Origin of the sequence: Klebsiella sp. CN_Kp104 (genome assembly GCF_040064515.1) — a bacterium.
GTDB lineage: Bacteria > Pseudomonadota > Gammaproteobacteria > Enterobacterales > Enterobacteriaceae > Klebsiella > Klebsiella aerogenes.
In genome coordinates, this window is the sequence record NZ_JBEAII010000002.1 from 682,455 (window position 1) to 705,224 (window position 22,770).

The 22,770-nt window shown below is 54.6% G+C and carries 21 protein-coding genes; 10 read left to right on the forward strand and 11 right to left on the reverse strand.

All coding sequences use genetic code 11. The features are described from left to right. The first annotated feature begins 43 nt into the window (after window positions 1-43). The gene (gene ydcK / locus ABLU80_RS05275; protein ID WP_086631170.1) at window positions 44-1,024 is read left to right on the forward strand and encodes a YdcK family protein; all 981 of its coding nucleotides are present in this window, start codon (window positions 44-46) and stop codon (window positions 1,022-1,024) included. A gap of 4 nt (window positions 1,025-1,028) precedes the next feature. On the opposite strand, the gene rimL is transcribed toward ydcK, so the two are convergent. Continuing rightward, a complete protein-coding gene (gene rimL / locus ABLU80_RS05280; RefSeq protein WP_086631113.1) occupies window positions 1,029-1,589 on the reverse strand; it encodes a 50S ribosomal protein L7/L12-serine acetyltransferase in 561 nt (186 codons plus the stop codon). A 67-nt stretch (window positions 1,590-1,656) separates the two neighbouring features. Then, on the reverse strand, window positions 1,657-3,312 hold the full coding sequence (locus ABLU80_RS05285; protein ID WP_047077585.1) for a glucan biosynthesis protein: 1,656 nt from the start codon (window positions 3,310-3,312) through the stop codon (window positions 1,657-1,659). Between the two features lie 322 nt (window positions 3,313-3,634). On the opposite strand from ABLU80_RS05285, the gene ABLU80_RS05290 reads away from it, so the two are divergent. Then, a complete protein-coding gene (locus tag ABLU80_RS05290) occupies window positions 3,635-4,723 on the forward strand; it encodes an NAD(P)-dependent alcohol dehydrogenase (RefSeq protein WP_015366385.1) in 1,089 nt (362 codons plus the stop codon). Between the two features lie 41 nt (window positions 4,724-4,764). Here the strand turns inward: ABLU80_RS05290 and ABLU80_RS05295 are convergent, their stop codons facing one another. Further along, on the reverse strand, window positions 4,765-5,538 hold the full coding sequence (locus ABLU80_RS05295; RefSeq protein ID WP_015366384.1) for an ABC transporter substrate-binding protein: 774 nt from the start codon (window positions 5,536-5,538) through the stop codon (window positions 4,765-4,767). 11 nt (window positions 5,539-5,549) lie between these two features. Further along, window positions 5,550-6,719: a pyridoxal phosphate-dependent aminotransferase gene (locus ABLU80_RS05300; protein ID WP_015366383.1), complete on the reverse strand. Its 1,170-nt coding sequence runs from the start codon at window positions 6,717-6,719 to the stop codon at window positions 5,550-5,552. 288 nt (window positions 6,720-7,007) lie between these two features. Here ABLU80_RS05300 and ABLU80_RS05305 point away from each other — a divergent pair, with 288 nt between their 5' ends. Then, window positions 7,008-8,354, forward strand: a complete 1,347-nt coding sequence (locus ABLU80_RS05305) for an L-cystine transporter (RefSeq protein ID WP_348849793.1) — start codon at window positions 7,008-7,010, stop codon at window positions 8,352-8,354. A gap of 50 nt (window positions 8,355-8,404) precedes the next feature. On the opposite strand, the gene ycaC is transcribed toward ABLU80_RS05305, so the two are convergent. Further along, the gene (ycaC, locus tag ABLU80_RS05310) at window positions 8,405-9,028 is read right to left on the reverse strand and encodes an isochorismate family cysteine hydrolase YcaC (RefSeq protein ID WP_348849794.1); all 624 of its coding nucleotides are present in this window, start codon (window positions 9,026-9,028) and stop codon (window positions 8,405-8,407) included. A 172-nt stretch (window positions 9,029-9,200) separates the two neighbouring features. On the opposite strand from ycaC, the gene ABLU80_RS05315 reads away from it, so the two are divergent. Continuing rightward, window positions 9,201-10,097 (forward strand): LysR family transcriptional regulator, encoded by an 897-nt coding sequence (locus tag ABLU80_RS05315; RefSeq protein WP_063446327.1) that lies wholly within the window; start codon window positions 9,201-9,203, stop codon window positions 10,095-10,097. Here the strand turns inward: ABLU80_RS05315 and ABLU80_RS05320 are convergent. Both ABLU80_RS05320 and ABLU80_RS05325 read right to left on the reverse strand, forming a co-directional pair. Continuing rightward, the gene (locus tag ABLU80_RS05320) at window positions 10,036-11,544 is read right to left on the reverse strand and encodes a carboxylesterase/lipase family protein (RefSeq protein ID WP_063446328.1); all 1,509 of its coding nucleotides are present in this window, start codon (window positions 11,542-11,544) and stop codon (window positions 10,036-10,038) included. The genes ABLU80_RS05315 and ABLU80_RS05320 overlap by 62 nt on opposite strands. A gap of 42 nt (window positions 11,545-11,586) precedes the next feature. Continuing rightward, window positions 11,587-12,930: a VOC family protein gene (locus ABLU80_RS05325; protein WP_020078657.1), complete on the reverse strand. Its 1,344-nt coding sequence runs from the start codon at window positions 12,928-12,930 to the stop codon at window positions 11,587-11,589. A 236-nt stretch (window positions 12,931-13,166) separates the two neighbouring features. Here ABLU80_RS05325 and pcaH point away from each other — a divergent pair, with 236 nt between their 5' ends. The 6 genes from pcaH (at window position 13,167) to ABLU80_RS05355 (ending at window position 19,065) form a co-directional block, all read left to right on the forward strand. Beyond that, window positions 13,167-13,907, forward strand: a complete 741-nt coding sequence (gene pcaH, locus ABLU80_RS05330) for a protocatechuate 3,4-dioxygenase subunit beta (RefSeq protein ID WP_020078656.1) — start codon at window positions 13,167-13,169, stop codon at window positions 13,905-13,907. Then, entirely contained in the window at window positions 13,904-14,524 is a 621-nt protein-coding gene (gene pcaG, locus ABLU80_RS05335) for a protocatechuate 3,4-dioxygenase subunit alpha (protein WP_015366377.1), read from the forward strand. The genes pcaH and pcaG overlap by 4 nt, the downstream gene beginning before the upstream one ends. A 176-nt stretch (window positions 14,525-14,700) precedes the next feature. After that, a complete protein-coding gene (locus tag ABLU80_RS05340) occupies window positions 14,701-15,624 on the forward strand; it encodes a LysR substrate-binding domain-containing protein (RefSeq protein ID WP_015366376.1) in 924 nt (307 codons plus the stop codon). Between the two features lie 300 nt (window positions 15,625-15,924). Next, window positions 15,925-18,297, forward strand: a complete 2,373-nt coding sequence (locus tag ABLU80_RS05345) for a glucose/quinate/shikimate family membrane-bound PQQ-dependent dehydrogenase (protein ID WP_059476285.1) — start codon at window positions 15,925-15,927, stop codon at window positions 18,295-18,297. A gap of 128 nt (window positions 18,298-18,425) precedes the next feature. Beyond that, window positions 18,426-18,695: a hypothetical protein gene (locus tag ABLU80_RS05350; RefSeq protein ID WP_020078653.1), complete on the forward strand. Its 270-nt coding sequence runs from the start codon at window positions 18,426-18,428 to the stop codon at window positions 18,693-18,695. A 91-nt stretch (window positions 18,696-18,786) separates the two neighbouring features. Next, window positions 18,787-19,065, forward strand: a complete 279-nt coding sequence (locus tag ABLU80_RS05355) for a hypothetical protein (RefSeq protein ID WP_042897222.1) — start codon at window positions 18,787-18,789, stop codon at window positions 19,063-19,065. Between the two features lie 56 nt (window positions 19,066-19,121). On the opposite strand, the gene ABLU80_RS05360 is transcribed toward ABLU80_RS05355, so the two are convergent. From ABLU80_RS05360 to hpaX, 4 genes are all read right to left on the reverse strand, one after another. Continuing rightward, a complete protein-coding gene (locus tag ABLU80_RS05360; RefSeq protein WP_032714616.1) occupies window positions 19,122-20,240 on the reverse strand; it encodes an S-(hydroxymethyl)glutathione dehydrogenase/class III alcohol dehydrogenase in 1,119 nt (372 codons plus the stop codon). Window positions 20,241-20,263: 23 nt separating this feature from the next. Continuing rightward, window positions 20,264-20,539 carry a metal/formaldehyde-sensitive transcriptional repressor gene (locus tag ABLU80_RS05365; RefSeq protein WP_047080884.1) on the reverse strand — a complete coding sequence of 92 codons (276 nt, stop codon included), beginning with the start codon at window positions 20,537-20,539 and terminating at the stop codon, window positions 20,264-20,266. Window positions 20,540-20,643: 104 nt separating this feature from the next. Further along, complete coding sequence (locus tag ABLU80_RS05370) at window positions 20,644-21,117, reverse strand: GNAT family N-acetyltransferase (protein ID WP_047080885.1); 474 nt, start codon at window positions 21,115-21,117, stop codon at window positions 20,644-20,646. 19 nt (window positions 21,118-21,136) lie between these two features. Continuing rightward, the gene (gene hpaX, locus ABLU80_RS05375) at window positions 21,137-22,519 is read right to left on the reverse strand and encodes a 4-hydroxyphenylacetate permease (RefSeq protein ID WP_047080886.1); all 1,383 of its coding nucleotides are present in this window, start codon (window positions 22,517-22,519) and stop codon (window positions 21,137-21,139) included. Between the last annotated feature and the right edge of the window lie 251 nt (window positions 22,520-22,770).

Below are 22,770 nucleotides of genomic sequence, written 5' to 3' on the forward strand. Positions count from 1 at the left end.
TTTTTGCTATGTTTATGTTAACCAACGGTAAAGAGAAATGCTGATGAAGAAATATCGTCTGAGCGACCACGTCCGCCTGTATCACTTTGAAGAAGACGGAGTTAAACATAGCGTAACTCTGCGGCAAATCGTGGCGCTGATTGATTTCTCGGACGTTAAGGCCGGTAGCGAAGGCGGCTGGCTTGATGATGAAGCCGCGTTAAGCCAGGGCGGCGACTGCTGGATATATGATGCCAATAGCGTCGTCTTCGCTGGCGCGCGCGTTGACGACAACGCCCGTCTGACCGGCACCTGCGTGATAAGCCACGGGGCGACAATTAGCGACAACGCCTGGCTTGATAATGTTGAGGTAAGTCACGGCGCCAGGATAAGTGACAACGTCACTATAAAACAATCGCAAATCCGTGGCGTCTGCCGAATCGCCGACCAGGCGCGTATTCTCCCCCACTGTCTGGTGATTGCCGCTCAGGGACTCACTTCTGATATCGACAAAGTGCTGCAAATATATCAGCGCGCCACGGTCAGCGCCTCTCGGATTGTTCACCAGGCGCAAATCTACGGCGATGCCGTGGTTGAGCACGCTTTTGTTGAACACCGTGCCGAAGTGTTCGATCACGCACGTATTGAAGGTAATGAAAATAACGATGTATGGATCTGTGACAACGCTCGGGTCTACGATCGCGCGCGGCTGGTCGCCGGGCGCGGCGAGGATCAGATCCCGACCCTGCGCTACAGTTCACAAGTGGGCGAAAACGCCGTGGTCGAGGGCAACTGCCTGTTAAAACATCGTGTCATGGTCGGCGGGCACGCCCATCTTCTCGGCGGGCCCATTCTGCTGGATGACGAGGTCCTTATCGAAGGACATGCGACGATTCGAGGTGATGTGATTATCGAACATCAGGTAGAAATCTGCGGTAACGCCTGTATCGAAGCGCTGGAGGGTGACAGAATTCATCTTCGCGGGCGCAAAATCGTGAGCGGCGACGAGCATATCACCCGTACGCCGCTGCTGGGTTCGCTATAGCAGCCTATTGCGGGTCAATAATCCGCGCGTAGATATTCTGATCGTCATATGCGCCATTTAAAAACTCGGCCTGCTTCAGACAACCTTCCAGTTGGAAACCATTACGCAGCGCCACCTGATTACTGCGCTGGTTGGCGACCCGGCATTTAATAACGAAACGGCGAACGGCGCCCATCTGCGCATAATGATGGATAAACGCCTGTAACGCCTGCGACAACAGTCCCTGCCCCTGATGGCTTTGATCGATCCAGTAACCGATATAGGCCGTCTTGTTCAACGGTTCAATCTGGTTAAATGACAGGACGCCGATCATCTGCCCCTGTAAAAACAGCAGGAACATTTTTGCATAACCCCGCTGGTGCAGCATCACGTTTCCCTGCACGTGGCGCCGGGTTTCATCTTCACTCAACACCTCCGCAGGCCAGCTTAAAGCATGCTGCAGCCAGTCACGGTTTTTGAGCACCAATTGATGGAGTTCGCTGACGTAACGTTCGTCAACCGCACGCAGCTCCAGCTGTTCGTTGACCGGGATAGTTTCGATGATGGGGCTGTTTTCGGCAGTCATGACGATATCTCACTGATAAACAACAACGCCCGCGGTAGCGCCCGCGGGCGGATTTCAACAACCTGGATTATTTCATAATCCGGTCATCAACGTAGTTACGCCGATCCGCCGCAGGCGGGAAGTACTGATACAGCCAGGTTTCGCTGATAGCGTCGCCACGGCAGCGCAGGAACATGCGCATCTCCACCGGATCGGTGGAATCTGAAGTCGGATACCAGTCAAAGAGAATACGATAGCCGTCAAACGGCTCGACGTAGAGGATCTCTACCTGCTTAGCCTCGCCGCTGGAGAGCGTAATCACCGGCTCAATGCCTTTCGGCGCCGCGGCTTTCAAGTCGCCGCCAACAAAATCGATAGCAAAGCGGCGCGCCCATTTGTCCGGGTAGTGTTCACCTGGCGCCCATCCTTCCGGGAAGCCGCCCATTCCGGTGCGTGTCGCCAGCACTCGCGCCAGCGGAGAGCGTACCGGCGGCTGCGCGCTCCAGTACAAGCGGTAGCTAAAGTCCAGTTCATCACCCGCTTTTACCGGTTTTTCCGGCTGCCAGAAGCAGACGATATTGTCCAACGTTTCGCCGGTGGTCGGGATTTCCATCAGGCTAACGGCCCCTTTTCCCCACTGATTACGTGGCTCCACCCACAGGCTCGGGCGCTTGTTATACCAGCCCATCACATCCTGATAATGACTGAAATCGCGATCCAGCTGCAGCAGGCCAAATCCCTTCGGGTTTTTATCCTGGAACGCGTTGAACTGCAGCTTTTGCGGATTATTCAGCGGACGGCAAATCCACTCGCCGTTGCCGCGCCACATCGACAGGCGGTCAGAATCGTGGATTTGCGGATGGATGGTATCGCACATCCGGCGTTCGTTATTACCGCAGCTGAACATGCTGGTCATCGGCGCAATGCCCAACTGCTTAATGTCTTTGCGCGCATAGAGATGATTTTCGACATCCATGATCACCTGCGTTTGCTGGCAATTCACGGTGAACTTATAAGCGCCGGTGACGCTTGGGCTATCGAGCAGCGCGTAAACGGTGAACACCGTCGCGCCAGGTTTGACGGTTTCAAACCAGAATGACGTGAAATCCGGGAACTCTTCCGGCGTATCGGTAAAGGTGTCGACGGCCAGACCACGCGCCGACAGGCCGTACTGGTAAGTGCTGTCGACCGCGCGGAAGTAGCTGGCGCCCAGGAAGGCGACGATATCGCGGCGCGCCAGTTCCGGCGCCTTAAACACGCGGAAACCGGCGAAACCAAGATCGGTCTGCCCTTCCAGCTGTTTGGTGTCAACACCGGCGTCGTTATACTGGAACAACTCCGGACGGAAATGTATCTCCCGCGCCTGCTGAGACTGCGCGTCCAGCGAGAACATGCGCACCCGGCGGCGGAAGCCCATACCAACATGGAAAAACTGGATATCCAGCTTACGCTCTTCAACGTTATTCCACAGCGAATGCGCCGCATCATACTGAATGCTGTTATAGGCCTGAGGGGTCAGATTCGCCAGCGTCGGCGGCAGGTCACGCGGCGGGCCGCCCCACGGCTGACGGGCTAAGTCATGAGCCATCGCCTGCAGGACGGAAAAGTCAAAGCGGCGCGTCTGGCCATCGGCGATAGCAGAATCCGCGGCGAACGCCGCTTTAGTGAATAACGAGGCGACTCCTGACGTTCCGCATACGGCGGCAACAGCCATGGATGATTTAAGAAAACGTCTGCGGTTCATGCCTGGAAAAGCGTCCTTTTTGAGAGTTCGACGGATACGCAACGTTGCAAACATCTGCGTCGTGAATTCCGCTCACTCTAGACAAAAATGATTGATAATCCAATTGTTGGCAGGCGAAAAGCATGAAAAAAAAGATGTCCACCGGAACAGACTGAATAACCACCCAGCGATCGCTATCGCTGAGCTGTTTTGGCGAAGACGCACTGACCCGAGACCTCAGCGTTTTTACCCCCGCTTTGTTTATTTTCAGCACGAACAGGATAAATTTTCATCACGCCAGGTGTAATCTCTACTCTCCAGGGAAAAATGTCAGGAGTATCTAATGAAAGTCAAAGCCGCCGTGACGTTGGGTTATCAACAGCCATTTAGCATTAAAGATATTCAGGTTAGCGCACCTAAAAAAGACGAAGTGATGGTAAAAATTGTCGCTACAGGCGTCTGTCATACCGACGCGGTGATCCGCGATAACGCCGGGATCCTGCCGATGCCCGCCATCCTGGGCCACGAAGGCGCAGGTATCGTGGTTAACGTCGGTGATGCCGTTCGTGGGGTCGAAATTGGCGATCATGTGGTACTGAGCTACGCCGCCTGCCATCACTGTGAAAACTGCCTCACCAACCATCCTTCCGCGTGCGAAAGTTTCAATGACTTAAACTTTGGTGGACGCTTAGACGATGGCACCACCCCTTATCGTCTGGATGATCAAGAATTATCCGTCTTCTTCGGCCAATCTTCGTTTAGTCAGTATGTGGTCACCAAAGCGACGAATGCTATTGTTGTCGACCGTGATGTCGAACTTTCGCTTCTTGGTCCGCTGGGTTGCGGAATTCAAACCGGGAGCGGCACAGTGTTAAATCGACTAAAACCGGTGGCCGGGGAATCGTTAGTGGTATTCGGCTGCGGCGCGGTTGGTTTAAGCGCCATTATGGCTGCAAAGCTCACCGGCTGTAGCCAAATCATCGCCGTCGATATTCACGCGAACCGCCTTGAGCTGGCACGTGAACTCGGCGCAACCCACGTGATCAATGGCAAACAGGAAGATAGCGTTGCGGTTATTCGCCAACTGACCGGTAAAGGGGCGCACTACGCCATCGAAACGACCGGCGTCGCCGCCATCGTTCTGCAGGCGATCCACGCGATTAAGCCGTTAGGCACGGTGGCGGTCGTCGGCTTTACCGGCGATATCACCTTTAATGTGCAAAACGATCTGATGGCGGAAGGTAAATCATTGATAGGGGTAATTGAAGGCGACGCCGTACCGCAGCTGTTTATCCCACAGCTGGTACAGTTTTATAAACAAGGGAAATTCCCCATTGATAAGCTTATCGAGTTCTATCCGCTCGAAGAGATTAATCAGGCTTTCGCAGATTCAGCTTCCGGTAAAGTCATCAAACCGGTGGTGCTGATGTAATGCGGGCGGCTCTTTGCGCAGCAAAGAGCCGCAAATAAAGATTATTTCACACTGACATCGATACCGGGGAAGTACTTCGCCGCCAGACGGGTGATAGTGCCGTCAGCGCGCACTTTATCAATTGCCGCGTCGAGCTGTTTTTTGGTCGCCTCATCGCCCTTGCGCAAGCCGTAGCCAATACCGCTGCCCAGAATCGTATCATCAGCCACCGGCTTACCGATAAAACCGAATCCTTTACCCTGCGGCTTACTGAGGAACCCGGCCTGCCCGGCCGCGGACATCACCAGCGAGGCGTCGATACGGCCGTTAAGCAGATCGGCCCATGCCATGTTCTGGTCTTTGTAGGAAACTACCGTGACGCCGTGTTTTTCCCAGTGTTCTTTGGCAAAGGTCTCCTGAATCGAGCCCTGTAGCACGCCGATGGTTTTGCCCTTCAGCCCTTCCGGCGTCGCCTGCATACCGCTGTCGGCCTTGCCCACCAGCTGTGAAGGAATACGGTAGATCGGCTGGGTGAAATCAATACTCTTGCGACGTTGCTCGGTAATGTTCATCGCCGAGTTAATCGCATCAAATTTCTTCGCCACCAGTCCCGGAATGAGCGCATCAAAGGAGGTTTCGACCCAGCTGCATTTCAACTGCGCGGCCTGACAAATCGCGTTGCCGAGATCAATATCAAAACCCTGCAGCTCTCCTGCCGGGTTGCGGCTTTCGAACGGCGGATATTCCGCTTCCACGCCGTAGCGCAACTCGCTGGCGGCAAAGCTTGATACGGTACACAGCATTCCCAAAGCTAGAGTTAGGGCTTTTATTTTCATCGTCTGGCTCCTTAACGCGGCTTAACGCGGCACAGCGCCTGCGCGCCAGCCCGCAATGTGGCTTCATCTTTGGCAAAAGAGAGCCGAATCAGTTTGTTATCAGTACCATCGGTATAAAATGCCGATAGCGGAATCGTGGCGACGCCGTATTCGGTAATCAGCCGCTTAACCATCTCGCTGTCATGCTCATCGCTGAAATGGCGATAGTCCGCCAGCATGAAGAAAGAGCCAGCGCTCGGCAATAAGCGGAACGGCGAGTCTTGCAGCAGTTGCTGGAGCAAATCACGCTTTTGCTGATAAAAAGCGGCCAGCGACAGCCATGAAGCCGGGTTCTGCATATGCTCTGCAAAAGCGTACTGCATCGGTGTATCGGCAGAAAACATGAGGAACTGATGTACCTTGCAGATCTCATCCATTAGCGCTGCTGGCGCCACGCAGTAGCCAACGCGCCAGCCGGTCACATGGTAGGTCTTGCCGAAGGAAGAGATAATCACGCTGCGTTCCGCCAGCTGCGGATGGGTCGCCATGCCGTGATGCTTTTCGCCGTCGAAGACTACGTGCTCGTAGACTTCGTCGGACAAAACCACAATATCGGTATTGCGGATCAGCATCGCCAGTTGATTAAGGTCATCGGCGGATAATACCTGGCCGCTTGGGTTATGTGGCGTATTAATGATGATCATCCGCGTCCGCGGGGTAATCGCGGCGCGTACCTCGTCCCAGTTAATAGCGAAATCCGGCACGGTTAGCTTAATCGCCACCGGGGTCGCGCCTTGCAGACGCACGATCGGCGCATAGCTATCAAACGATGGCTCAAAGTAAATCACCTCGTCGCCAGCATGTACCAGCCCGCCAATGGCGGAATAGATCCCCTGGCTGGCGCTGGCGGTGACCAACACTTCACTATCGACATCATATTGCGTGCCGTACAACGTGGCGATTTTATCAGCAATACGCTCCTTTAAGGCCCGCAGGCCGGTCATCGGCGCGTATTGGTTATGTCCGGCGGTCATCGCCTGCGTCACGCCGGCCACCAGCTGTGGGTCGCAGGCAAAGTTAGGCGCGCCCTGAGAAAGATTAATCGCGTTATGCTGCGCGGAGAGCTGACCGATAACGGTAAAAATCGTGGTGCCGACATCCGGCAATTTCGAGCGGGTGGTGACCGAAGCACTAAGAGCCATGATTAATCCTTTCTCGTTTTATTTGCATATCCATTCAAACTAAAGCGCCTTCAAGCGACAAGCGAATTGTTATCATAAGAGCTATGCATTTCGATCATGGCTCCCAGGGCTCCTGCTGAAATATGACAGGGCTAACACTCAGGGCATAAACCACAATTTTTGTATGCCTTATGCTATTCAATTCTTTATAATCCCCAGCGGTTCTAAGGCTACTCACCGTCTTAGAGAAATTTAGAATATATCTCTTTCCGGCATTTCAGGTGCTGAATGGGGCAAGAGGCACATCTTATGTTTATTACGCCAGCGTATATCGCGTTATTTTTAATCGCATCATGGGGACTTTTTAAACTCGAGCAAAAAAGCCACTCGTTATCAAAAAGCGTTTTTATCGCCATCTTTCTCGGCGCCCTTCTCGGATTATCACTCCATTTCATTGCTAACGAACCGCGAAAAACGGTCATTGATTGGTACAGTATCGTCGGCAACGGCTATGTTAATTTGCTGAAACTTGTCGCGGTTCCGCTGATTTTCATTTCAATTCTGTCAGCGATTAATAAACTCGAAAATAGCGCCGGTATTGGCCGAATGTCCTTAACCATTGTTACCTGCATGCTATGCCTGGTGATGGTGGCAGGCTGGGTCGGACTGTTTACCGCTGATTTACTCGGTCTTGACGCCAGCGCTTTTAGCCATATGCAATCGACGCTGACCGCAGAAGACGTCAGCAAAACCGCAGCCGTTTCGCTACCCCAACTGGTCACTTCGCTGATCCCGACAAATATTTTTCTCGACTTGACCGGCGCGCGCAGCGTATCGGTTATCGGCATCGTTATATTTACCCTGCTGGCCGGAGTCGCGTTATTGAAGGTGAAAAAAGAGGCGCCGGAGGAAGGTCAAAAACTAAGTAGCGGGATTAACGCGATTCAAATTTGGGTGATGAAGATGGTGCGTATCGTGATAGCGCTGACGCCATATGGCGTCCTCGCATTGATGGCAAAAGTCTTTTCGACCTATCAGCTAGCGCAATTCACCAGCCTGCTTGGCTTTATTGCCGCCTGTTATCTGGCGGTCGCTATCATGTTTATTGTGCATGCGATTCTGCTGATCGTTAGCGGTCATCATCCTCTGCGCTACTTTAAAACGGTGTGGCCGGTGCTCACCTTCGCTTTTGTTTCCCGCAGCAGCGCGGCTTCGATTCCATTAGCCATTACCGCACAGGAAAAATTCGGCGTGCCGAATACCATCGCCAATATTGCCGCCTCTTTTGGTTCCAGTATGGGGCAAAACGGCTGCGCCGGGATCTATCCGGCTATCATGGTGGCCATGATTGCGCCAACGCTGGGTATCGACCCACTGTCCTTCTCGTTTTTAGCCAGCTTACTTCCGGCTATCGCGCTGGGCTCAATTGGCGTCGCAGGCGTCGGCGGCGGTGGGACATTTGCGGCGTTGATTGTCCTTTCTACACTCAACTTCCCCGTGGCGCTGGTCGGCATTTTTATCGCCATCGAGCCAATAGTCGATATGGCGCGTACCGCGCTGAATGTGAATGGGTCGATGATGTCGGGCGTACTGGCATCGCGGCTATTGAAACATCAAAGTGCAAAGTCGCACCATGCCGCCTCGATAAGTGAATAATCCCGTCTGATTGAAACGGCGGCCAGGCCTGAAAACTGGCCGCCAGCTGTTTATTTCTTGCTCAGCAGGTTAAAGCTGGTCATCAGGTTACGGTAATCCGGAATGTGGTTAGAGAACAGGGTGCCCAATCCTTCAATATCATTGCGCCAGTCGCGGTGCAGCTCACAGGCCACGCCAAACCACGACATTAACTGCACGCCCGCTTGCGACATACGATCCCACGACGCATCACGGGTGATCGGGTTAAAGGTACCGGACGCATCGGTCACCACAAAGACGTCGAATCCCTCTTCAATCGCCGACAGCGCCGGGAAGGCCACGCACACTTCAGTGACGACACCGGCAATAATCAGCTGTTTCTTACCGGTGGCTTTTACCGCGTTAACGAAATCTTCGTTATCCCAGGCGTTAATATTGCCGGGACGAGCGATATAAGGGGCGTCGGGGAACTGTTCTTTTAGTTCCGGCACCAGCGGGCCGTTAGGGCCATTCTCAAAACTGGTGGTCAGAATAGTCGGTAGTTTAAAGTATTTAGCCAGATCGCTGAGGGCAAGGACGTTGTTCTTGAATTTATCCGGCTCGATATCACGAACCAGTGAGAGCAAGCCGGTCTGATGGTCAACCAGTAATACTGCCGCATCATTTTTATCCAGACGAACGTAAGGTTTAGACATGGTGGCTCCTTTTATACACATCAACTACTCGGTGAGAAACGTTGTATCAACGAGATTAATAATAGTGTAAGCAGCGGATGACGATTAGATGGCAAAAACGGGACGCATCGTCCCAATTTCGCAACGATGCGTGGCATACTGCCCATGATCAAAATGCATAGCTGGAGCCAACATGTCGCGTAGCGCCCTGCCTTTTCATACCATAGAAACGTTTCTGATAACCGCGAGGCATCTCAACTTAACCCATGCCGCGCAGGAGCTGTGCCTGACGCAGGGGGCGGTCAGCCGACAGATCGCCGCGCTGGAGAGCTGGTTTGGCTTCCCGCTATTTGAACGCCACGCCCGCGGGCTGCGGCTATCTCCGCAAGGCAGCGCGCTTTATCCTGAGCTGCAGTCGGCATTCGGCCGCCTGTTAACGGTAGCCGAGCAGGCGCGCCAGCAGCAAACTGTCGTGCGCCTGAAAGCGCCTACCTGTGCGATCCGCTGGCTGGTGCCGAAACTGCTGGAGATAGAACGACGTTATCCGGAATTGCAGGTGGCGTTGACCACCACCACCGAGCATAGCGTCAACTTTAAGACTGAGCCCTACGACGCGGCGATTATCTTTGGCACCCATCAGAGCGCCGGCGATCTGCTGTTTGAAGAAGCCCTCACGCCGGTGGCCAGTCCCGATACGCCATGCGATCCCCAGCTATCAGGCGTCACATTTCTCCATCCGACGCGCGATAAAACCGACTGGCTGCTGTGGCTTGCGCACTTCCCGCATGAAACTGCGCTAAAAATGCATAAAAACCAATATTTCGACACCATGGATCTGGCGATCACCGCCGCGATGCAGGGGCTCGGCGTGGCCATGGCGGACGAAACACTGGTTGCCGGGGATCTGCGAACCGGGCGACTATGTCGCCCCTTCTCGCTTAGCGTCAAGACCGGCGCCAGCTACCGGCTGGTTGTTCACCGCTCGCAAAGCAAGGCCGACGGGCTGGCGCGCTTTCGCGCCGCGCTGGTTAATCCAGCGTCACATGATGCTTCATCACCCGACGAAACAGCGCCAGCCGCGCGCGCATAAAGCGGTTCTCGACTTTAAAGCCCGCGCGCTTGTTGAGGCCGATACGCAATAAACGGTCCCGTCCGCGCTGGCAGGCAGGCCAGCGCACCGGGCCGGTTAACTCACTGCACTGATTGCCCGCCTGACGGGCAAAATTAGCCCAGTAGTCGGCGACCTGCGCGGCGAAGGCTTGATCCGCCTCACTGGCGTACTGACATACCGGCTCGGCGCGGGTCAGGTTGTCAAAAACGTAAACCACTTCGTTGCCATGCCAGGCGCCATGGAGATAAGTTTCATGTTCCGCTTCGGCCACATAGTCAAACCAGTAGCGCCAGCACGGTTGCCCGAGACGCTGCTGCGCCTGCATGACAACATACCCCAAAGTCGTGAACGCCATATCGCGACACACTTCCCGCCCTAACGCCTCATCGCCTTTAACGCCGGGATACAGTAGTTTAATCAGCCCAAGGCCAAAACGGCGTTCGCGACGCAGTTTTTGAATCTGACCGGCAATATCGACGCCAAATACCGCCATCACGCTGGCCTCATCGCTATTGGAGCCAATCATCACCGGCATCGCATGCTGACGTCCCTTAAAGAACGTGTCGAGCATGGGCTCCGGCAGCACCGCATCGCCGACAATCGGCGCCGGGCCGATATTCAGCGGCGCAGTTAGCGCCCAAAAGGCATCGGCGGGGATTGCCCGCAGCTGTTCCGCGCTGGCATCGGCAAGAGAAAAATGTTCCGCCAGCAGCTTTCCCTTGGCCAGCGCCTTTTCCCGCGGTAAATCCGGTAAGGTATAACCGCTTTGCACGATCGCTTTATGGAACAATCCCTTCGCTTTCGGCGACGCCATTAACGACAGGACGCTGCGCGCCCCCGCGGATTCGCCGAACAAGGTGACATTGGCGGCATCGCCGCCGAAGGCGTGGATATTATCCTGCACCCAGCGCAGCGCGGCTATCTGATCGAGCAGTGCAAAATTATACAACCGCTCGCCCTCTTCGCCTTCCAACGCTGGATGGGCGAAAAAGCCGAGGTGTCCAAGACGATAGTTCACGGTGACCACCACCACCTCGCGGCTGGCCAACGCGCTACCGTCGTAGGGCGGCAGACTGCCGGCGCCGATGGTGTAGCCGCCGCCGTGAAGCCAGACCATCACCGGGAGCGGCTGCGAACGGGCGGCGGGCGCCCACACGTTGAGATAGAGACAGTCTTCGGAAAAACGGCCAGGATCGCCGCCGCCCAGTTCACGACAATATTCGATATCCTGCCAGCTGGCGGCGGAAAAGGTATCGGCCTGACGCACGCCCTGCCAGCGCTCTGGAGGCTGCGGCGAACGCCAACGCAGCTCGCCAACCGGCGGCTGCGCGTAAGGAATACCGCGCCAGATATGGATCCCCTGTTCACGGATGCCGGATAACGTGCCCTGCCGCGTTTTCACCAGCGGCGTAGATGAATTCTGCATAACAACGTCCTTTTGCAAGTTATGCCATGCAGAGTACCGATTTTAGAGCAGACCGCAACGGCGTTTACTCCGCTCCTCCGCCTGTTGGTATAACTCGAACTCATCGAGGACCTCACAGCCTAACGCCGCTTCAAAAGCTTCACGGCTGGCGTTACCGTGACTGCGGGCCTGCGTTTCGTTGCCCAGATTCGATTGGAAGATCCCCGCCGCGCTCACCGGTAAAAAATCTTCATAAACAATCGGCTGCGCGACTACCCAACCACGCTCGATCAGCGGTTGCGGATCGTCGCCAGGGCCAAAAGCATGGCGATGCGCTTCCCCCGCAGGCGTCAGGCGATAGCGAAACCACGCCAGCCCCTGCTGACGCAGCAGAAATTCGCTGTCAGGAAATTCGCTAAAGACCTCCTGCAAATGGCGCTGGTGGTTAAGGTTGTCTTTACCGACCCCGGCCTCATTCAGTAAGCGGTCATACAGCGCTCGTCCTTTCGGCGTCAACGCGACGCCGCGTTGCTCAATTTCGCCAAAGCGCGCGCTGTGTGTGCCTTTATGTTCACCAGCAAACATCACCGGTTCTTCCAGCGCTTTAAAACTGGTTTGCCGCAGTAAAATCGGCACCTCGCGGCGCGGCGGCCCCTCAATGAGCGCTTTCGGTTCGATACCGCATTGCGGCATTAGCGCCTGAACCCGATCGATATCAAGAGTGCGCGGCGTCAGATGGTTAATGTGGCAACCGGGGAAACAGACCACATCGGCAATCAACCGGTGCTCATTATGCAGCGCGTGATAGGTTTGCTCGTCAACGGTGGCATGACGGTGCCAACGGAAAGTTTCCAACGCTTCGGTGACGAATTCACGCGCTTCTGCAGCCGTGAATTCTCCTCGATCTTCGTATAACGCAATGAGTTCACGGCAGCGAGGCGTAAAGATATCGCGACGGGCGAGAATATCCGCCGCTCGCTGGCGCAGCGCCTCGTTGCCGATCAGTTCAAGGCGCAGCAATGAGGTGAAAACGCGAAACGGGTTACGCGCCAGCGCCGCGTCATCGACCGGGCGAAATGCGGTGGAGTGAACCGGTACCCCAGCCTGCGACAGATCGTAATAGCTAACGGGATACATCCCCATAATGGCAAACATGCGACGCAGGGTCGCCAGTTCTTCCGCCGTTCCCACGCGGATCGCGCCGTGGCGCTCAACGTTCAGCCGTGCCAGCTCGTCGGCATTAGCCAATTGTTCATGTAATTTCGGGTTATGTTCCAGGACCGCCAGATTCACATCCGCCACCAACTCCAGGAGGGTTCCATATTGCGGAACTTCCTGCTGGTACATTGCCGACATAGCCTGTGAAAAGTTCTCCCGAATCTCATCAGCCGTGATGGTGTTCGCCATGATGTCTTACCTCCAGTGAATACTTCCTGGAGTGTAGGAAAGCGCGTTAAGAGTGGCGGGAAGAATTTACAAACTGTGATGCGGATAACCTGCTACCGCGTTTCGCCTGCACAAATCATAACCAAGGGTTATGAAAGATTAGATTTAATTTCACTTTAAATTAACAAAACATTTACAGAGACTGTTTCTGGCGACATTACAACAACATGCCTCTCTTCCGATTGATGGAGTACCCTATGAATAATAAATGGTCACCGCGCGAGGTTGTACATCGCGATTACAATAGCCATCCGCCGGCGCTGGCACCGGGATATAAAACTAGTGTGCTGCGCTCGCCGCGTAATGCCCTCATCTCCCTGCAAAATTCACTTTCTGAAATTACCGGTCCGGTGTTCAGCAGCGACGACCTTGGCCCGCTGGATAACGATCTCATCCTCAACTACGCCAAAGACGGCCTGCCGATTGGCGAGCGAATTATTGTTCACGGTTACGTGCGCGACGGCTTTGGCCGACCAATGAAAAATACGCTGGTGGAAGTGTGGCAGGCCAATGCCGGCGGCCGCTACCGCCATAAGAAAGACCAGTATCTGGCGCCGATTGACCCCAACTTCGGCGGCTGTGGACGGGTGCTGACCGATGAAAACGGTTATTACTGTTTTCGCACAATCAAACCCGGCCCCTATCCGTGGCGTAATCAGGTTAGCGACTGGCGCCCGGCGCATATTCACTTTTCGCTCTCCGGCGATGCCTGGGCGCAGCGGCTGATTACCCAAATGTACTTTGAAGGCGATCCGCTTATTAAACAGTGTCCGATTGTCAGAACCATCAATAACGATGATGCGGTACGTACCCTGATTGCCGAGCTGGATACCCACGCCGCCGTGCCGCTCGACAGCCTGGCCTATCGTTTTGACCTTGTGCTGCGCGGCCATCGCGCCACGCTGTTCGAAAATCGTACTCAGGGGGCCGCCCAATGAAAGACTATTTAGCTGAAACCGCCTCGCAGACTGCCGGGCCTTATGTGCATATTGGTCTGGCACCGGACGCTGCAGGGTTTCATATTTTCGAAAAAAACTTCGGCCCCAACTTAGTGAGCGCGGAAACCAAAGGCCAACGTATTACGATTGAAGGCCGGGTTTTCGATGGTTCCGGAACGCCGGTACGCGACGTGCTGCTGGAACTCTGGCAGGCTAACGCCGACGGGCGTTATAACCATCCCGACGACCGTCAGCAGAGTAAGACTCTGGACCCGAACTTCCGCGGTTGGGGGCGCACCTGTTCAGACTTTGCATCCGGCGTCTGGCGCTTTCAAACCATCAAACCCGGCGCGGTCGTCGGCCGTGACGGACGCATGATGGCGCCGCACCTCAATCTGTGGGTGGTAGCGCGGGGTATCAACATCGGCCTGAATACGCGGATGTATTTTGCTGATGAGCAGGCGGCGAATGAACAGGATCCGGTATTGAATCTGATTGAATGGGAAGTTCGCCGCCAGACGCTTATCGCGCAACGTGAAGTGCGTGGAGATGAAGTCGTCTATCGCTTTGATATTTATTTACAGGGCGATAAAGAGACCGTGTTCTTCGATATTTAATTTCCCACCAAAACATCCCTTTTTTCCAGCCCCGCCGATTGCGGGGCTTTTTATCGCGCCTGACAGAAATGACTTGTAAGACAATAAGATCAAATGTTAATAATATTTTGCTAACTAGTTATCAAAATTAAACAACTTCGCTTGCTACCGAGACAGCTCTGTTTTTAACATCGATTATGGAAAAAAATGGTCTCTTCAGTCAGCGCATTCGCTTGCGCCATTTACATACTTTCGTCGCCGTCGCACAACAGGGAACCCTGGGGCGGGCGGCAGAAACCCTGAATCTTAGCCAACCTGCGCTATCAAAAACGCTCAACGAGCTGGAGCAGTTGACCGGTACCCGTCTCTTTGAGCGCGGGCGGCTTGGCGCGCAGTTGACGCTGGTTGGCGAACAGTTTCTTACCCACGCGGTTAAGGTGCTGGATGCCCTCAATACCGCAGGCCAGGCTCTCAATCGTAAAGAAGGCATGAATAGCGATGTGGTGCGGATTGGCGCCCTGCCAACCGCGGCGCTCGGTATTTTACCTACGGTGATTGGTCAATTTCATAAACAGCAAAAAGACATCACCTTACAGGTCGCCACCATGAATAACACCATGCTGCTGGCGGGGCTAAAATCCGGCGATGTCGATATTGGTATTGGGCGCATGTCTGATCCGGAACTGATGAGCGGCCTCAACTATGAACTGCTGTTTCTTGAATCGCTAAAGCTGGTCGTCCGCCCCGGCCACCCGCTGCTGCAGGAGACGGTAACGCTCAGCCGGGTGATGGAATGGCCGGTGGTGGTCTCACCGAAAGGGACAATTCCGCGGCAGAACGCGGAAACGCTACTGCAAAGCCAGGGTTGTAAAATTCCCCCCGGCTGTATTGAAACGCTGTCGGCCTCGCTTTCACGCCAGCTCACCGTCGATTACGACTATGTCTGGTTCGTCCCTTCCGGCGCGGTGAAAGACGACCTGCGTCGCGGTTTGTTAACCTCATTACCTATCGCCACCGAAGGCGCCGGCGAGCCGATCGGTATTCTTACCCGGGTGGACGCCAGCCTGTCGCAGGGGGCGCAAACTCTACTGAGCGCGATACGCAAATCCATGCCTGGCTGACTCTCAGTGGCCGTTACCCCGAATCAGCACATTGAGGTAACGGCACCGCTACGTTCATTCTTCTGCCACTTAATATATACATCGCGCTAATCAATTAGTGCGAAATCATTCATTAACATTTGCGCTCATTTCATTAACAGATTTATCATAGCCATGATTTCACCATTTGGTTCATGTGAAATGAATTCATCTTTTGAAATCACATTTATGAAGCTTTAAACAGCTTCACTCAAAAGCAATTTCAATTTGCACTTGATTCATTTGGTACACGCCTGGCAAGGGGTGGTATAAGGAGACAACATGGCTACGGGCAACGTGCCGCGCGGATTCCCCCGGATCCTGCAGTGGCTACTCGCCGGACTGATGTTAATCATCGGTCTGGCAATCGGCATTTTAGGCGCCAAACTGGCAAGCGTCGGCGGCACCTGGTATTTCGCCATTATGGGACTGGTGATGGTTATCGCCTCCCTGCTTATTTTCCGCAATCGGCGCGGCGGCATCGTTCTTTATGCCGTCGCCTTCGCGGCTTCCATTGTTTGGGCTATCAGCGACGCTGGCTGGACCTACTGGCCGCTGTTCTCACGCCTGTTTGCGCTTGGCGTTCTGGCTTTTCTGTGCGCCATTGTTTGGCCTTTCCTTTCCAGCGCACCGGCAAAAAAAGGCGCGGCCTTCACCCTCGCGGGCGTGCTGGCCGTGGTACTGCTGGTCAGTTTTGGTTGGATGTTTAAATCCCAGCCGCTGGTCAGCGCCAGCGAACCCGTGCCGGTAAAACCGGTACAGCCAGGTGAAGAACAAAAGAACTGGCAGCATTGGGGTAATACCACTCACGGCGACCGTTTCGCCGCGTTGGATCAGATCAATAAAAACAATATCAACCAGCTACAGGTTGCCTGGATTGCCCATACCGGCGATATTCCGCAGAGTAACGGTTCCGGTGCGGAAGACCAGAATACGCCGCTACAGATTGGCGATACTTTGTATGTATGTACGCCATATAGCAAAGTCCTGGCGCTGGATGTCGATAGCGGCAAAGAAAAATGGCGCTATGACTCAAAAGCGACGGCGCCGAACTGGCAACGTTGCCGCGGTTTAGGCTACTACGAAGATAGCCAGGCACAGGCTAATGCCGTGGCCGGGACTCAGCCTGCCGCCTGTGCCCGCCGCCTGTTCCTGCCGACTACCGATGCGCGCCTGATCGCAATCGATGCCGATACCGGTAAAGCCTGTGAAGCATTTGGTGAACACGGTACCGTCGATCTCAGCGTCGGCATGGGGGAAATCAAACCTGGTTATTATCAGCAGACCTCTACCCCGCTGGTAGCCGGTAACCTTGTTGTCGTTGGTGGTCGCATCGCGGATAACTACTCCACCGGTGAACCGCCGGGTGTAGTTCGCGCTTTTGACGTGCATACCGGTAAACTGGCCTGGGCCTGGGATCCGGGTAACCCGCAGCTGACCGGCGTACCGCCGGAAGGACAAACCTACACGCGCGGGACGCCGAACGTCTGGTCCGCGATGTCTTACGATGCCAAACTGAATCTCATATATCTGCCAACCGGTAACGCCACGCCAGATTTCTTCGGCGGCGAACGTACGGCGCTGGATGATAAATACAGCTCATCAATCGTTGCGGTCGATGCCGCCACCGGTAAAGTGCGCTGGCATTTCCAGACCACCCATCACGATCTGTGGGATTTCGACCTGCCTTCGCAACCACTGCTGTACGATCTGCCGGACGGTAAAGGCGGTACGACGCCGGTACTGGTGCAAACCAGTAAGCAGGGCATGATCTTCATGCTTAACCGCGCGACGGGCGAACCGGTGGCGAAAGTGGAAGAACGCCCTGTCCCGGCCGGTAACGTCAAAGGTGAACGCTACTCGCCGACGCAACCCTACTCCGTCGGCATGCCGATGATCGGCAACGAAACGTTGAAAGAATCGGATATGTGGGGCGCCACCCCGGTTGACCTGCTGCTGTGCCGTATTCAGTTCAAAGAGATGCGCCATCAGGGTGTCTTTACACCGCCGGGTGAAGACCGCTCCTTGCAGTATCCGGGCTCGCTTGGCGGAATGAACTGGGGCAGCGTGTCGGTCGATCCGAATAACGGCCTGATGTTCGTCAATGACATGCGCCTTGGACTGGCTAACTACATGGTACCGCGAGCGAAAGTGGCTAAAGATGCCAGCGGTATCGAAATGGGTATCGTGCCGATGGAAGGTACGCCGTATGGCGCGATGCGCGAACGTTTCCTGTCGCCGCTGGGTATCCCCTGCCAGAAGCCGCCGTTCGGCACCATGTCGGCGGTTGATCTGAAAAGCGGTAAGCTGGTCTGGCAGGTTCCGGTAGGTACGGTAGAAGATACCGGTCCGCTGGGTATCCGCATGCATATGCCGATACCTATCGGCATGCCAACGCTGGGAGCTTCGCTTTCTACCCAGTCTGGTCTGCTGTTCTTCGCCGGCACCCAGGATTTCTATCTGCGCGCCTTTGATACCGCCAACGGCAAAGAGATTTGGAAATCTCGCCTGCCGGTGGGCAGCCAATCCGGCCCGATGACCTACGTTTCACCGAAAACCGGTAAGCAGTACATCGTTATCAACGCCGGCGGCGCGCGTCAGTCTCCGGACCGCGGCGATTACATCATCGCCTACGCGTTACCCGATAAAAAATAAAACCAGGGCCCCGTTCAGGGGCCTTTTTTTTCTTCACCGCTTTCAGATTCCATTTAGGCGCCGATCCGCACGCCTTTGTTACAATAGCGTCTTATATTTCCGGCTCGATAATCAGGGAGGAAGCCATAATGTCTTTAATGAAAGGCGCTGCCGCGTTGATTTTTCTCCTGTTGCTGCAAGGTTGTACGCATCACCAGCCTCAGCAACTTTATCGCCATGATTTTGTAATTAAACATCCTTTGACTGGCAAACCTATTCCGTATCTGCCCTACCAAATCACCACGCCAGACGGCAAAATATTCAAGGGCAGAACCGATAAAAACGGTTTAACCGTAGAGGCGATTTCCACTATGCCGGGGGAATTCAAGCTCAATGTGATCCCTGCGTCAGCACTATAAGTGCCTTCGGCAGGCTCTAGTTTTAGAATGTTTTATTGCGTTATGTTATTATTGCGAATGGTTATCAATAACAACATAACAAGGATAAAAGATGAAAGGAGCCCTCCATCACCTGCCGATCGGCGCACTCTTATTAGCCGCAACCACCTCAGCCCAGGCGCTGAAAGCGCCAGAAGTGGATTTACGCGATCCAAAGCTGTGGGAAGAGAAAAAGGTCAATCCGCTAAACGATATCTCCGCCCCCTGCGAAGTGGCAAGCGGCCCGGATTGCCCAGTCTGGGAGGATCAGAAGTCAGATATTCAACGTGAAAGAGAACGGCGAGAGCAACGTCGTTGGCAATCCGGCTATGAGCACTGGCGCAAGTATTAACGCGGCCAGAAGTCAACCCGGGCGATAAATGGCCCGGGTTTCGCTATCAGCAATACTTAGTTATCACCGAAGTGAATAACCGTACGAATCGATTTACCTTCATGCATCAGATCGAAGGCTTCGTTGATCTGGTCGAGCGGTAACCGGTGGGTGATAAACGGATCGAGGCGAATCTTACCCGCCATCGCGTCTTCAACCATCCCCGGCAGCTGGCTACGCCCTTTCACGCCGCCGAAGGCGGAACCACGCCATACCCGGCCGGTGACCAACTGGAACGGACGGGTTTTAATTTCCTGGCCGGCGCCAGCAACGCCGATGATAACGCTCTCACCCCAACCTTTATGGCAGCACTCCAGCGCCGCGCGCATGACGTTGACGTTACCAATACATTCGAAACTGAAATCAACGCCGCCGTCGGTTAGCTCGACAATCACGTCCTGAATCGGTTTATCGTAGTCGTTCGGGTTGATGAAGTCGGTAGCGCCCATCTCCCTGGCGAGGGTAAATTTATCCGGATTAGTGTCGACCGCCAGAATGCGTCCGGCCTTCGCCTGCACCGCCCCCTGAATCACCGCCAGGCCAATACCGCCCAACCCGAAGACAGCGACGCTGTCGCCCTCTTTCACCTTAGCTGTGTTATGTACCGCGCCGATACCGGTGGTCACGCCACAGCCCAACAGACATACTTTTTCCAGCGGCGCCTGCGGGTTTACTTTTGCCAGAGAAATCTCGGCGCAGACGGTGTATTCGCTGAAGGTGCTGGTGCCCATATAGTGATAAATCGGCTCGCCGTTAAAGGAAAATCGCGTGGTGCCATCCGGCATCAGACCTTTCCCTTGGGTGGCGCGGACCGCCTGGCAGAGGTTAGTTTTGCCAGACTTGCAGAATTTGCATTCGCCGCACTCGGCGGTATACAGCGGAATAACGTGATCGCCAGGTTTCAGGCTGGTCACGCCCTCGCCGACTTCAACGACGATACCGCCGCCTTCATGGCCCAAAACCGCCGGGAACACGCCTTCCGGGTCGTCGCCAGAGAGAGTAAAAGCATCGGTGTGGCAAACACCGGTGTGGGTGATTTTGACCAGGACTTCGCCTTTCTTTGGCGGCGCGACGTCAATCTCCACGATTTTTAACGGCTGGCCGGGGCCAAAGGCAACTGCTGCACGTGATTTCATACTGTCCATTCCTCGTCGTGATTTTACTTTAAATAGGATCGTAGCAGGTGACCGACTTCCGCCATGCGGGCGGCGCGTTGGTCCGGGGTGGTATCGCCGATAACCAGTTCATCCTGCAGATGCATCTCCACCAGCTCGCCCATCAAACCGTTGGCGGCGCCGCGAATGGAGGCAATCTGTTGCAGGATAGTCATGCAGGGTTCGCCGGACTCCAGCGCACGTTCCAGCGCTTCAACCTGCCCGCGAATACGGCGTACGCGGCTAAGCGCACGCTTCTTGTCTTCTGGTGAATGTGGCACGAGATGCCCTCCATATCATATAGGGGGGTATACTATATTTATTTAACTAAAGTGGCAAATTGAAACGCCGCTAACAACCATAGCATAGCGGCGCAAGTTTACCGTTAATCGAGAGTGAGGCTCATGGCTATACAGCGTAGCTCGGCGTTGGCCATTTTCGAATAATGACTCTTTTCGCCTTGTGAAACAAAGCCATGGCGTAGATAAAAGCCCGCCGCATTGGGGGTCGCCTCAAGCGTAATCGTTTCGATCCCCCGTCGGCGAGCTTCGGCAATAACCGCCCTCATGATCAAATCCGCGCATCCCTGCCCGCCCCACTCCGGCAGCGTAAAGATCGCTTCCACGCTTAAGGACTCAATATCGAGATAGCCGGTAGCGACGGGTTGGCCCAGCCTATTTTCCACGATATAAAACGGATTATCGGCAACGGCGTGACGATACCCTTCGGGCATCTGTTCCGGCGTCCAGGCGTGAATCACTTCAGCGCCATAGCTTTGACGACAGCCATGGCGAATCGCCTGATTACGGATATTCCACAACGCAGGGGCTTCATCGGGTACCGCGCGTCTCACTCTCATCACTACTCCTTTATCTTTTTTATGGCGTCGCTCGTGGACGGCTGGCCTTCATCGGGATGCGCGATACCACCAGCGCCCCCAATACCAGGAACCCGGCCACGAGGTAAAATCCGGCGTTAAAGCTGCCGGTTAAATCTTTCAGCCAGCCGAATAACAGCGGACTCATGGCCGATCCCATATTACCCGTCGCGTTAATCACCGCAATGCCGATCGCTCGTGAGCGCAGGCTGATGGACTGATCTGGCGTGGTCCAGAAAATCACCATCGCCGCATAGGCCCCTGCCGAGGCCATAATTACCCCCAACAGTTGCATCACGCTATTTGCCCCGTGCGCCGCCAGCATCCAGCCCGCGGCGGCAAACAGATAGGGCAATAACGTGTGCAGTTTACGTTCCTGTAAGCGGTCAGAACGTTTACTCCACCAAATCATCGCCACAATGGTACAGATATGTGGTACGGCGCTAAGCAAGCCGATGGCGATATTGCTGCTGCCCTGGTTAAAGCTTTTGAGGATCAGCGGCGTCCAGACGCTGAGCGCGCTTAAGGTATTACAGAGAAAGAAATAGGCCAGCGTATACATCAACACCACCGGGGTGAAGACGTCGCGCCAGAGGCTGCCTTTCCCCTGCTGCAGGGCGCTCAGGCTGGCGCTACCGTTCGGTTGCACCAGTCGTAGTTTGTCCTTCTCCATCATCTCGCTAAGGCAATGTTTGTCTTCATCGGTGAGCCATTTGGCCTTTTGCGGACTGTCGTCAAGATAGAACCAGACTACCGCACCTAACAACACCGATGGGAATCCTTCCAGCAGGAATAACCACTGCCAACCTTTAAGCGTCAGCATGCCATCCATACTGAGAATATAGCCGGAGACCAGCGAGCCCAACGCCATCGTCACCGGCATAGCAATCATAAACAGCGCATTGGCGCGCGCCCGGTAGTAGGCCGGAAACCAGTAGGTTAAGTAGAGCAGAAGCCCCGGAAGAAAACCGGCTTCGGCAATCCCCACCAGCATGCGCAGCAGATACAGGCTGTTTGGCCCAGTCGCGAACATGGTCGCTGTCGATGCGATTCCCCACACCACCATAATGCTCGCAATCCAGCGGCGCGCGCCAACGATCCCCAGCATGATGTTACTGGGAATACCAAAGATGACGTACATCGCATAGAACAACGTCGTCGCGAGGCCGAACATGGTGCTACTCAGTCCCAAATCCTGGCTCATGGTGAGCCCGGCAAAGCCGATATTGATACGATCAAGAAATGAAAAGATAAAAAGCAGAAACAGAAAAGGAATTAAGCGACGGAACAATTTATTGATCACCACCTGTTCGCGCGGGCTCAAGCGTTCAGCGCCCCCCGCATCGGCGACAGGAGGGGAAGTGGCCGGTATATTATCGGTCATGTCAGGTTTTCCTTTTGCTCATCGGTATTGAAAATGCAGGCGTTTTAGCCAATGACGCTGCGGATACCGCTGAACGTGGCTGGGTGTCGTTTCGACGGCCTCCCGGCTGGATTCAATCCACCGCACTCAGATTCTTATAGAACCTTTCATTTCAATTAGACATTTTTATTTACATTATTGATACAAATTTGCAGCATAAGTAACATTTCATGAATCATTTATTGGCAAGTTACGGAAACAAAAAACCCGCC